Origin of the sequence: Phaeobacter sp. CECT 5382, from assembly GCF_001457775.1 — a bacterium.
In the GTDB taxonomy this organism is placed as follows: Bacteria; Pseudomonadota; Alphaproteobacteria; order Rhodobacterales; family Rhodobacteraceae; genus Pseudophaeobacter.
The window spans coordinates 195,232-207,230 of record NZ_CYSG01000004.1 but is presented as its reverse complement, the minus strand read 5'-3'; the positions used below and the strand labels follow the sequence as shown (position 1 = coordinate 207,230).

Annotated in this window: 11 protein-coding genes and 1 pseudogene; 2 read left to right on the top strand and 10 right to left on the bottom strand. The window is 57.2% G+C overall.

Annotated elements, in window-relative coordinates; genetic code table 11:
• Positions 1 to 215: 215 nt before the first annotated feature.
• A complete protein-coding gene (locus PH5382_RS06410) occupies positions 216 to 968 on the bottom strand; it encodes a cytochrome c biogenesis CcdA family protein (RefSeq protein WP_058333526.1) in 753 nt (250 codons plus the stop codon).
• A gap of 129 nt (positions 969 to 1,097) precedes the next feature.
• Between PH5382_RS06410 and PH5382_RS06405 the strand changes: the two genes are divergently transcribed.
• Complete coding sequence (locus PH5382_RS06405; protein WP_058333525.1) at positions 1,098 to 1,355, top strand: sulfurtransferase TusA family protein; 258 nt, start codon at positions 1,098 to 1,100, stop codon at positions 1,353 to 1,355.
• A gap of 35 nt (positions 1,356 to 1,390) precedes the next feature.
• Here PH5382_RS06405 and PH5382_RS20285 read toward each other — a convergent pair whose 3' ends face one another.
• The 9 genes and pseudogenes from PH5382_RS20285 to purC form a co-directional block, all read right to left on the bottom strand.
• Positions 1,391 to 1,573 carry an HAD family hydrolase gene (locus tag PH5382_RS20285; protein WP_197410004.1) on the bottom strand — a complete coding sequence of 61 codons (183 nt, stop codon included), beginning with the start codon at positions 1,571 to 1,573 and terminating at the stop codon, positions 1,391 to 1,393.
• Positions 1,546 to 2,046: pseudogene (locus tag PH5382_RS19710) on the bottom strand (HAD family hydrolase); the annotation flags it as partial. The pseudogene PH5382_RS19710 and the gene PH5382_RS20285, both read right to left, overlap by 28 nt.
• Positions 2,043 to 2,444, bottom strand: a complete 402-nt coding sequence (locus tag PH5382_RS06395) for a nuclear transport factor 2 family protein (protein ID WP_058333523.1) — start codon at positions 2,442 to 2,444, stop codon at positions 2,043 to 2,045. The pseudogene PH5382_RS19710 and the gene PH5382_RS06395, both read right to left, overlap by 4 nt.
• A gap of 88 nt (positions 2,445 to 2,532) precedes the next feature.
• Positions 2,533 to 5,604 carry an Rne/Rng family ribonuclease gene (locus PH5382_RS06390; protein ID WP_058333522.1) on the bottom strand — a complete coding sequence of 1,024 codons (3,072 nt, stop codon included), beginning with the start codon at positions 5,602 to 5,604 and terminating at the stop codon, positions 2,533 to 2,535.
• 813 nt (positions 5,605 to 6,417) lie between these two features.
• Positions 6,418 to 7,755, bottom strand: coding sequence for a sigma-54-dependent transcriptional regulator (locus tag PH5382_RS06385; protein WP_058333521.1), 1,338 nt, complete (start codon positions 7,753 to 7,755; stop codon positions 6,418 to 6,420).
• Between the two features lie 27 nt (positions 7,756 to 7,782).
• Positions 7,783 to 9,555, bottom strand: a complete 1,773-nt coding sequence (locus PH5382_RS06380; protein ID WP_058333520.1) for a sensor histidine kinase — start codon at positions 9,553 to 9,555, stop codon at positions 7,783 to 7,785.
• A gap of 36 nt (positions 9,556 to 9,591) precedes the next feature.
• The gene (gene purQ / locus PH5382_RS06375; protein ID WP_058333519.1) at positions 9,592 to 10,260 is read right to left on the bottom strand and encodes a phosphoribosylformylglycinamidine synthase subunit PurQ; all 669 of its coding nucleotides are present in this window, start codon (positions 10,258 to 10,260) and stop codon (positions 9,592 to 9,594) included.
• Entirely contained in the window at positions 10,260 to 10,490 is a 231-nt protein-coding gene (gene purS, locus PH5382_RS06370; protein ID WP_058333518.1) for a phosphoribosylformylglycinamidine synthase subunit PurS, read from the bottom strand. The genes purQ and purS overlap by 1 nt, the downstream gene beginning before the upstream one ends.
• 97 nt (positions 10,491 to 10,587) lie before the next feature.
• On the bottom strand, positions 10,588 to 11,349 hold the full coding sequence (gene purC / locus PH5382_RS06365; RefSeq protein WP_058333517.1) for a phosphoribosylaminoimidazolesuccinocarboxamide synthase: 762 nt from the start codon (positions 11,347 to 11,349) through the stop codon (positions 10,588 to 10,590).
• A 242-nt stretch (positions 11,350 to 11,591) separates the two neighbouring features.
• Here purC and PH5382_RS06360 point away from each other — a divergent pair, with 242 nt between their 5' ends.
• Positions 11,592 to 11,906: a DUF1476 domain-containing protein gene (locus PH5382_RS06360; RefSeq protein ID WP_058333516.1), complete on the top strand. Its 315-nt coding sequence runs from the start codon at positions 11,592 to 11,594 to the stop codon at positions 11,904 to 11,906.
• The last annotated feature ends 93 nt before the right edge of the window (positions 11,907 to 11,999 follow it).

Below are 11,999 nucleotides of genomic sequence, written 5' to 3'. Positions count from 1 at the left end.
GATCGAGACAGCCTAGGCCGGATTTGGTACGAGCGTAAGGCCCATAGAAGACAAGGAGATGCGAATAATTCTCGCCCCTGGTCAAAATGCCTGATCGCGAATTTTCTGGCCAGACAGACTGGACGTTTGCCTCACAAAAAAACGCCTCCCCGGTCGAAACCGGAGAGGCGTGTATGTAAAACGTGTGGGCGGAAAACAATCCGCCCGGCGTTGCCTTAGCCCAGCGTGGCCAGAAACGGAAAGACCTCCAGCAGCCACCAGGAAAAAGTGGAAAACAGACCGGTCACCAGCATGAAGCCAACCAGTAGCAACAGACCGCCCATGATCTTTTCGATCAGCCCCATGTGGCGCTTCATCTTGTTCATCAACACCATGGATCGATTCAGAAAGATCGCCGCCAGCAGGAAGGGCACACCAAGGCCAAGCGCATAGATCCCCAACAGCAGGGTGCCTCGGCTGACCGAAGCTTCGGATGCGGCCAGCGACAGGATCGCCCCCAGTTGCGGCCCGATACAGGGTGTCCAGCCAAAGGCAAAGGCCAGTCCCAGCACGTAGGCGCCAAGAACCGAGCCTCCGGCATCGCCAGTGTCGACCCGCGCTTCACGATCCAGGATCGGGATCCGAAAAACCGACAGAAAATGCAGGCCGAAAATGATAACCACTACCCCGGATGCCTTGGCAAACAGCTCTTGGTTTTGCAGTACAAACGCCCCAAAGGCCGAAGCTGTAAAGCCCAGGAGCAGGAAAACCGTCGAAAGCCCCATCACAAAGAACAGGGCCGACAGGATAACCTTGCGCCGCGCAGCCGCTGTCCCCTGCATCTCGCCAATGGAGACCCCGCTCATATAGGCCAGATAGGGCGGCACAATCGGCAGCACACAGGGCGACAAGAAACTGACAAGCCCACCCAGCAGCGCCACAAACATCGCAGGCAACAGCCCTGCGTCGATGATCTCTATTCCAAACATGTCATTCCTTTAGATCGTTCAGGCCCTTAGATCAGTCAGGCTGACATAAACCACCCAGCCCCAAAGGTCACGAGGTCAGGCAGTCACATCCTTGTGGACAGGACGTGAGTTCCTGCTTATTTCACTGTCATGACCGAACATGATGCACCTATTGATCAACCCTTTGATGCGACCCTTGATGCAATCGGCCTGCTTTGCCCGCTGCCGGTCCTTAAGGCCCGCAAGCGTCTGAAAGCACTCACCGCCGGAGCAGTGTTGCAGGTTCTCGCAGATGATCCGGCAGCCATCATTGATCTGCCGCATTTCTGCAACGAGGCAGGTCATGTTTTTCTGGGGCAGAACCAGGCTGAGGGGCATCAGATCTATCTGATCCGCAAAGGCAACTAAGCCAAAGAACGGCCTACTGCCCGTTGGGTATTCAGCTACAGATCCAGCAAAGCAGGCAGATCCTGCATTTTGCGAAAAGAAACAGCCCCAAACATGCGCCCCTGCGGCAGTGGTCCCTGCGGCTGATAGGCAAAGCAGCGCATCTGAGCGCGATGTGCCGCCTCAAAGCCGCTTTCGGAATCTTCGATCACAACACAATCCTGTGGCTCAATTCCCATCTGACTGGCCGCTTGCAGAAATACATCCGGTGACGGTTTGCTCTGGCCGATATCGTAGCGGAAAACATGGCTCCCTGAAACCGGGCCAGAAACCCAACCCGGGCCAGGGTCACTTCCATCTTTTGCGTCAAGCCATTGGAGGCGACACAGAAAGCCACTTCTTTTTCCGCCAGAGCATCGAGCACGAATTTTGCCCCCTCTATGGCCTGCACCTCGGTCGCCAATGCCGACAGCGCGTTTGTGTAAAACCCATCAGGCCAGTCCTCCGGTAGCTGCCGCCCTAGGTCTCGAAAACAGGCCTCAACAGTGTGGCGACTTTTGCCAGTAAAACGGTTGCAGGTCTCGCTAAAGGAAATTTTGACGCCGCAGTCCTGTAGGTAGTCATGCAGCACGCGATTGAAGATCGGTTCCGAATTCACCAGCACGCCGTCGCAGTCAAAAATTACCAGTTGCAACGGCCTATCTGTTTTCATGCGCCACCATTTTTCGCGTCCGCAGGTGTGTCTTGGCTGAAAATATTGATCCACGCCCCGTTCTGCTGTCGCCAGATAGATGAGACATACATGACTTGTTCAGCCGTTTCGCCTGGGCGGATGAAACTGGCGCGATAGGACAGGCACTGATGGCATTTGCCGAGGTCCAACAGACGGGGTTCACTGATGGTGTAGGACTGAACACTGGGGCCTTTGGTCAATTGCGCCACATGATCGGTCCGCGTAGCAAAGCCACTTGGATACACACCGAGAAAATCTGCATGCAGCGCCTCATTGTCGGTGATCGCATCTCCCGCAACCAGAGCCTGCCAAACCCTATGTTCCTGCTCCAATATCTCAGAGAGTCTCTCTGGCTCATCCCATTTATTTTCGGTCACATAAACCTCTGCTAAGTTTCCCGTATCCGGGGGCGGCAGTCCAACACATTAAAAAGGCGGACCCTGAGGCCCGCCTTTTTTTCGTTATTTAGCCAATTGACCACCAACCTCGGCGTTTCGGTTTTGGTGGTGCGGCAGGTTCGGCCTCTGCCAAGGCCGGTTCAGGCTCCGCAGCGACCACTGCCTCGCTCTCTACCGCTTCAGCTACAGGTTCAGATGCCGCCTCCGCTACTGGCTCGGCTGCAGCCGATGCTGCGACCTCTGCTTCAACCACTGGTGTTGTGGCCAGAGCTTCAACTGAAGCCTCGACAGGTTCGGCAGCCACGTCTTCGGACTTCGGATCTGCTGCCTGCTCTTCTTGCACTGCAGCAACAGGTTCAGGATCCGCTACAGCTGGCTCAGCTGAGGGCGTATCTGCGGAAGTTTCTGTACCTTGATCCGCAGCCTCAGCGGTATCGACCACTGTTTCTGACGTCCCAGTTTCAGCACTTTCCACAGCAGCACTTTCGACAGCGGCTTCGCTGTTTTCAGTATCCTCCACAGTGGTTTCTTTAGCGGTTTCTTTAGCGGTTTCTTCAGCCGCTACTTCCTCAGTTTTCTTGGAGCGCCCACGGCCACCACGGGTCCGAGTCCGACGGGTCCGACTAGGCTTTTTCTCATCCTTGGCATCCTCAGCTGCAGCCTCTGCTGCCTCAGCTTCGGTCTCATCGGGCTTGGCCTCGGCTTCACCTTCCGAAGCGGAAGAATTTGCGCCAGCCTCAGCACCTTCGCCATTGCCCTGGTCGTTGTCATTCGCCTCATCGCCGCCATTTCCGGACTTGCGCCGACGCCGACGCCGCCGCTTACGCTTGGGCTTGTCTTCGCTTTCCGCATCCGCCTCAGGAGCATCTTTCGCCTCCTGGGCGACCTCTTCCTCTACGGCATCCACGTCTTCTTCGGCATCAACCTGATCCATGATCGAGGTATCGACGGAAACCACAGGGGCCGCCGCAACCTGAACCACGCGCGACGCGGTCTTGAACTTCTCAAGTGTGAAGTCCGGGCTCACCAGATGCGGATCCCCTTCGATGCGTACCGAGAGCCCATAGCGGGATTCGATCTGCGCGATATGCTCGCGCTTCTGGTTCATCAGATAGTTGGCAATGCTGACCGGGCAGCGCACCAAAACCTCACGGGAGCGACGGCGAGTGCCTTCCTCCTCGATCTGACGCAGGATCGACAGCGCCAGCGAGTCATCCGAACGGATGAGACCGGTGCCATGGCAATGCGGGCAAGGCGCGGTTGTCGCCTCGATCATGCCTGGGCGCAGACGCTGACGCGACATTTCCATCAAGCCAAAGCCGGAGATGCGGCCAACCTGGATGCGGGCACGATCCGTCTTCAGCTTGTCTTTCATCCGCTTTTCGACGGCGGCATTGTTCTTGCGCTCATCCATGTCGATGAAATCGATCACGATCAGACCGGCAAGGTCACGCAAACGCAGCTGGCGTGCCACCTCTTCGGCGGCCTCCAGGTTGGTGTTAAGCGCAGTCTCTTCGATCGAAGACTGCTTGGTGGCACGACCAGAGTTCACATCGATCGCCACCAGAGCCTCAGTGACACCAATCACGATGTAGCCACCGGATTTCAGCTGCACGGTCGGGTTGAACATGCCGCCAAGGTAGCTTTCGACCTGAAAGCGCGCGAACAGTGGCAGGGTTTCCTGATAGTGCTGCACGTTTTTGGCATGGGACGGCATGATCATCTTCATGAAGTCCTTGGCGATGCGATAGCCGCGTTCACCTTCGACCAGAACCTCGTCGATCTCACGATTATAGAGATCGCGGATCGATCGTTTGATCAGATCGCCTTCTTCATAGATCTTGGCGGGCGCGACACTTTTCAGCGTCAGCTCACGGATCTGTTCCCACAGGCGCTGCAGGTATTCGTAGTCGCGCTTGATCTCGGCCTTGGTGCGTTTGGCACCGGCGGTGCGCACAATGAGGCCCGCGCCGGTTGGCACGTCGAGTTCGGTTGCGATGTCTTTCAGTTTCTTGCGGTCAACGGCATTGGTGATCTTGCGGCTGATGCCGCCACCGCGGGCGGTGTTGGGCATCAAGACGCAGTAGCGACCCGCCAGCGACAGATAAGTGGTCAGGGCGGCCCCTTTGTTGCCGCGCTCTTCTTTTACGACCTGCACCAGAAGAACCTGACGGACTTTGATGACTTCCTGAATTTTGTACCGACGCGCCCGAGGTTTGCGAGGAGGGCGAATGTCTTCGCTGTCATCTTCATCCGCAACGGATTCGATGCTTTCGTCTTTTGCTACCGGATCGACGCGTGCATCGCCTTCATCCCCCTCCGGAGAGGCCTCTTCCTGAGAAGCGTTCCCGGCTGCGGCTTCAGGAGCAGCGGTCTCGACACCTTCGTCTTTGTCTGCGCTTTCGGAAACATCCTGTGACACTGCTTCTTCGGCAGCTGTCTGGGTTTCTGCGGCTTCAGCCTCGGCCGCATTTTCAACAACTGTCTCTTCAGCTGCAGCTTCTGCGACTGTGTTTTCCTCAACCGGAGTCTCTTCAGCAGAAGAGCCCGGCTCTTCAACCGGAGTATCCGAGACCAGCTCCATCGGCGAAGAGCCTTCGGGCACATCGCTCAGCTTGGCCTCGTCCCCTTCGATCTCATCCACAAGATCAATGGTTTCCATTCCGGCAATTTCCGAAACGACTGGTGTTTCTTCAGACGGAACTCCGTCTTCAGGGGACACTTCTTTGGTTTCGACGGCATCGCCGGAGGTTACTTTGGCAGCTTTGCTCCGCCCGCCCTTACGACCGCGCGACCGCGACTTCGAAGGCTTCGCCTCTTCTTCTTCGTCCCGCGCACGCTGCGATTCCGCATAGGCACGCTCTTCTTCCATCAGGGCTTCGCGGTCGGCGACCGGGATCTGATAGTAGTCGGGATGAATTTCCGAAAAGGCGAGAAAGCCGTGGCGATTGCCACCATAATCCACAAAGGCCGCCTGCAACGAAGGCTCGACCCGGGTGACTTTTGCCAGATAAATATTGCCAGCTAGCTGGCGTTTGTTTTCAGATTCAAAGTCGAACTCCTCGACCTTGTTTCCGTCGACCACCACGACGCGGGTTTCTTCCGCGTGGGTGGCATCGATAAGCATCTTCTTTGCCATGTTTCCTTAGTGCACCTGCCCTGCGCAGACGCAAGCCTTCCCAGTCCGGGGGGCCGCGCATGTATTGGGGGGTGTCTTGTCAGGGCGATCTCGGACGGCGCGCAGCAGGAGACGGCCCTGGAACTTACGTCCGGTCCTCGTGCCTGCATGCTCTTCGCTCGCGCGCGTGTCATCGCGTTTCTTCTCCGACAGGTGAGGCGACCCGCTTGGGTATCCTGTCTCCTGCCTTTTTATCCCTCTTCAGAAATCCCAGTCGGGGAGGCCGAAAGAGGCGCTAAACTGCCCCGCGTATTTCGGGGCCAATCGGTCTGCCTTGTCTTTCTCGGATCATGCCGGTCTCGGATCATGCCGGACAAAAGTACAAAACAGCGAATCTCATCTCATTGTGGCGCGCTGATACTCAGACGGCACGCCGCGTCAACACCATAAGGCCAGCGCAGAGGCAATGACAATGGTCATTCGTCAAATGGGCTGCACCGAATGGGAAAACACCAGTAGTAAAACTTAAAATGGTAAATATTGCATGGATATTTCAACGCGGCTCCGGAATCTGTCGCTATGCACCGACCTCAAGACCATGGTTTTTCAAAAGTTTTTACCGCCGAATGCGTTGCTCGTTTCTCATGATCTAAATCACCGGATAAAAACCACAGGCCAAGACCACCCTGCCCCGGTCGCCAAACATTTGAACAAAATCCCGGAAACTCTAGCGGATCAGAGCCTCCGGCGCTGCACTTCTAGATGACTGCCCTGCCGCGTGTATTTGACTGCCCGGCAGGACAAAACAATCTGGACGTCATTCGGGTCAGATGATCAGGCGAGATAGTCTGATCGCTGCAAACCGTATTTTGCCATCTTCTCGTTCAAGGTCCGCCGTGGCAGGCACAGTTCTTCCATGACGCTGGCGATCGAGCCTTTGTGCCGACGCATGGTATTGTCGATCAACATGCGCTCAAATGCTTCGACATATTCCTTCAAAGGCTTGCCTTCGGTGGTCATCACCGGCTGCATTTCCTCGTGATCAGACATCAGGAGCGACGCAATGGTTCCCGACCCGCGGCGCGATTGCAGCACAGCGCGTTCCGCCACATTTATCAGCTGACGTACATTGCCCGGCCAGGGGGCCTGCAACAGTTGCGCCGCCTCCTGCGCAGAGACCTGCGGTGCCTCACAGCCGTATTCTTCGGCAAATTGTTCACAGAGCCGGGTAAACAGCGTCAGGATGTCTTCGCCCCGCTGGCGCAGCGGTGGCACAGTGATCCGCAGCGCGGCGAGCCGGTAAAACAGATCAGACCGCAGCGCATCTTCGCTGGTCTTGCCCGCTTCCTGCAGGTTGGAAATGGCAATGATACGGGTTTCGCCCGGCATCCCCTGCTCATTGATGGCGCTCAGCAGTTTCGCCTGCAAGGTCTCACTCAGCGCCTCGATCCCTTCGAGAACCAGAGTGCCACCACGCGCCTCTTCCAGGGCGGGCAACAGGCTGTCTTCGGGCTGCATCGGGCCAAACAGGCGTTTGGACAGCGCATCTTCTTCAAGAGCCGCACAAGAGATCAGCACGAATTTCTTGCCTGCCCGGCTGCCCACCGCATGCAACGCATGCGCCACCAAGGTTTTGCCAGTGCCGGTTTCACCATCAATCAGCACATGGCCATCGGCCTGCCCAAGATCCAGGATATCTTCGCGCAATCGATCCATCACCGGGCTCATACCGATGAGTTTCTTCATGATCTGGCTGCCATCTGACAGCTCGCGACGCAGGGCGCGATTGTCCAGCGTCAGACGGCGCGCGCCGGTGGCGCGTTTCGCCAATTCTGACATCCGGTCCGGATTGAAGGGTTTTTCAAGAAAATCAAACGCCCCCACGCGCATCGCCTCAACAGCCATCGGCACATCGCCGTGCCCGGTGATCATGATCACCGGCAACCCGCTGTCAGACCCCATGAGTTTCTTCAGAAACTGCATACCGTCCATGCCGGGCATCTTGATGTCCGAGATGACAATGCCGGGGTAGTCGGGCCCCATCACCTTGAGCGCATCTTCGGCGCTGGCAAAGGTTTCGGTGTCATAGCCCGACAAAGCCAGCCACTGACTGATGGACTGGCGCATATCCTGTTCATCGTCGACGATCGCGATTTTCATGGCCTGTGCCATTTCTCAACCTTCCATCTTTCACTCCGCTTATTCAGCGGCTTCGACCCCGTCCACCAGGATCGGCAATTGCATTTCAAACACGGCGCCGCCGTTCTGCCCGTTGCGGGCCGCGAGCCTTCCCCCTAGGTCGTTTACGATCCCAGAGGAGATGGCAAGCCCCAGTCCAACCCCGTCACCGGCCTGCTTGGTGGTGTAAAACGGATCAAACAGGCTGCCGAAATCTTCGATACCGACACCATTGTCGCGTACCGTCAGCGTTGCCGTCTCTCCGGCGGCCAAAAGAATTTCCACCTCTGGGTCTTCCACTGATTTGGTGGCGTCCAGCGCATTTCGCAAGAGGTTGACCATAACCTGTTCAAGACGCATGCGATCTGCCATCACATAGACCGGGTCTTCGGGCAGAATGCGGGCGATCTTGACGTGGCGCTGACGCAGTTGCGGCTCCATCATCGACAGGCTTGAGGCCAGCGCATCGCCAAGGTTTACAGGGCTAAAGCTATCGCCCCCCTTCCGGGCATAGGATTTCAGCTGGCGGGTAATAGCCCCCATGCGTTCGATCAGATCGTCAATCCGCCCAAAGGAGGCCAAGGCCTCGTCGGGGCGGTTGCGATTGAGCAAAAGCCGCGCCCCGGCAAGATAGGTTTTCATTGCCGCCAGCGGCTGGTTCAACTCGTGGCTAACAGCGGCTGACATCTCGCCCAGGGCCGCAAGTTTGGAGCTTTGAGCTAGGCTTTGTTCGGCCACCGCCAGGGTCTTTTGCATCCGTTCGCGTTCGGCAATTTCCCGCTGCAAGCGCGCATTCAATACGCGAAGCTCCGCCGACTCGCGCTGAAACAGCGCCATCCGCAGCGCCGTCTTACGGCTGAGCGCATAGAAGGCCAGCGCCAGCAAGATGGCGAATCCCATGATTTCCAGTGCCAGAACCGCGTTTACCTTTTCGCGGATCGACGCGTAGGTGGTGAAAGATGTCATACGCCAGCCCTGAAACGGTACCCGGGTTTCCAGCCGCATCACCGCCTCGCCCTGCAGATAGGCATCGGGGGGCAGCGTGCTCCAATCGGCAGTGGCGCGAATGGCGCGCTGGATAGCCCCTTCGGGGGTTTGCAGCTTTACCGCGTCACTTTCCAGCAAACCGCGCCAGCGGGCTTCGGTCGCAAGCACGATATTGCCCTTACTGTCGGTGACCAGAACCGCGTCGGAAATCCCGGCCCAGGCCCGCTCGAATTTACGTAGGTCGACCTCAATGACAATGACCCCCAGCAGCCCCGAGGTGTCGATCATGCGCCGCGAATAGGTAAAGCGGTAGCCGCCAACCTCGCGTTTTATTACCGAAAATACCGTTGACTTCGCCCGGGCCGCATCAACAAAATAGGCCGCATTGCGGTGGTTTTCACCCAATCGATTACGGTTCGTCGCCGCCACCGTGCGCCCGTCGCTGGCCACCAGCATGATAGAGGCCGCGCCGATTTCATCGACAAAAGAAATCAGCCGCTGGGTCGAAAGCGAAAAGTCCTGGCTCTGCAGCGCCGCAATCAGCGCCTGATCGCGTGCCAGAAGCTGCGGGACAATGGCATGGCGGCGTAGTTCGCTAACCAGATTGCCGGAATAGAGCGCCAGCCGTAGTTCACCGCGATTGCGGGTGCTGTCAGTAAAACGATGTGTCAGTTGCTGATTGGTGATCCAAATCGTTGCGGCCGCAACCGCCATGAACAGAACCAGCGCCAGCCGCGCCTGCCAGGGAATAGTCCCCGAGCGCGACTGCTTGATAGTGGGCTGGTTGGAATCCTGCGGGGCGTTCATCGGGAAATTCTATTCCCCTCCCCGCAGGAGCTCAAGTCACGCAGTGGCGACAATACCTGCCAATGCGCGGAACATAGCCGTTCCGTCGGTGCCGCCATGACCTTCGTCGGCTGCCCGTTCAGGATGTGGCATCATACCCAGAACCCGCCGGTTTTCCGACAAGATACCGGCAATGTCCTCAAGAGATCCATTTGGGTTCTGCACATAGGTAAAGGCAACCCGGTCCTGATCTTTCAGGGCGGCTAGCGTTCCGGCATCGGCAAAGTAGTTGCCATCGTGATGCGCAATCGGAATTCCAAGGACATCGCCTTTGGTATAGCCTTGGGTAAAGACGCTGTCTTCGGTCGCGACCTGAAGATCAACGGTGCGGCAGATATACTTCAGTCCGGCATTGCGCAGCAGTGCTCCAGGAAGAATGCCGGTCTCTGTCAGGATCTGAAACCCGTTGCAGACGCCCAGAGCATAGCCGCCCCGGTTGGCATGTTCGACCACGGCCTGACAAATTGGCGACTGGGCGGCGATGGCACCACAGCGCAGATAATCCCCATAGGAGAACCCACCGGGAACGCCTACGATATCAACACCTTCGGGCAGCACGCTATCTTTGTGCCAGACCATGGAAACATCAAAACCGGCCTGTTCAAAGGCGACCGCCAGATCGCGGTCACAGTTGGATCCGGGAAATACGACGACGGCTGCTTTCATCACTTCATCTCGATGCTGTAGGATTCGATCACGGTATTGGCGAGCAGCTTTTCGCACATCTCGGTCACGTCCGCCTCGGTGGCGTCGGCTGCCAGATCCAGATCAATGACCTTGCCCTGACGCACGCCTTCGACCTTGTCGAACCCCATGGCGCCCAAAGCATGGCGCACGGCCTCGCCTTGCGGATCCAGAACCCCGTTCTTCAGCATTACATGCACCCGTGCCTTCATCGTATTTTCCCTCAGGTTCGTGTCCGGGTGCCGACCAGTGCCGCACCCTTTGCAGTAAAAGTAAAACCCGCCCCGAATGGTTCAGGGCGGGTGAAAATCAGTTCACCAGCGTCGGTTTGCTCGGCGCGGGTGGATTGTTTGGCATCACGCCAAGGCGCCGCGCTACTTCGCTATAGGCATCCGTCAGGCTACCAAGATCGCGACGGAACACATCCTTGTCGAGCTTCTGCCCGGTCTCAATGTCCCACAGGCGGCAGCTATCAGGGCTGATCTCATCGGCGACCACCAGGCGCTGGAAATCGCCATCATAGACGCGGCCGATCTCGATTTTGAAATCCACCAAACGAATGCCAACGGCCAGCATGACGCCAGACATAAAGTCATTCACCCGCAGCGCCAGGCTGAGGATATCGTCCATGTCCTGCTGGCTGGCCCATCCAAAGGCGGCGATATGTTCTTCGGTGACCAGCGGATCCCCAAGCGCATCGTCCTTGTAGCAATATTCCACAATCGGGCGTGGCAGCTGCGTGCCCTCATCAATGCCCAGACGTTTGGACATTGAGCCGGCAGCATAGTTTCGCACGATCACTTCCAGAGGCACGATCTCGCAGGACCGTACCAGCTGCTCACGCATATTGAGCCGTTTCAGGAAATGCGTTGGCACACCAATCTGGCCAAGGCCAAGCATGAAATACTCGCTCAACAGGTTGTTGAGCACGCCTTTGCCTTCGATCACGTCGCGCTTTTCCGCATTGAATGCAGTGGCATCATCCTTGAAATACTGCACGATGGTGCCCGGCTCCGGACCTTCATACAGTGTCTTGGCTTTGCCTTCGTAGATCTTTTTGCGACGTGCCATGTGGGGCCCTTCCAGGTAAAGGCCAGGAATCCCGGCCCGGTTTTCTTGCCGCTCTCATAGTGCAAGGGGTCAATTGCTGCAAGCTTGCTTGGCCAACCCGCCCGTCAGGTGACCTTTGGCCACAGCCTTATGCGACATCCCCAAGGACATAAAGGCTGAGTTTTCCCGGGCCAAACCTTTCCTCGCAGCCTCATCGCCCCCATATTGGTTAACACCAGACTGTTTATAGGAAGGAGAATGACATGACGACATTTGATGACCGAGAGCAGGCCTTTGAGGCAAAATTCGCCCATGATGAAGAGATGCGCTTTCGCGTTCAGGCTCGCCGCAACAAATTGCTAGGCCTGTGGGCTGCGGATCTTTTGGGACATAGCGACGCGGCTGCAGAAGCCTATGCGTCAACCATCGTGACAACCGATCTCCAAGAACCCGGTGAAGAAGACGTGCTACGTAAAGTCTCGGCTGATCTGGCCGGGAAGGTCGACGAAAGCGACGTCCGCAAGAAAATGGCTGAGCTTTTATCGCAGGCTATGGAGCAGATGCTGGCAGAAGCCTGAGCGTTTTGCCCCAAGTGTGTTTTGCTGATGCTCGGCTTTAATCCGTCAGGTTTGACCCGGCTGAATTGATCCAACTGGGGTGATCCGGCGCGC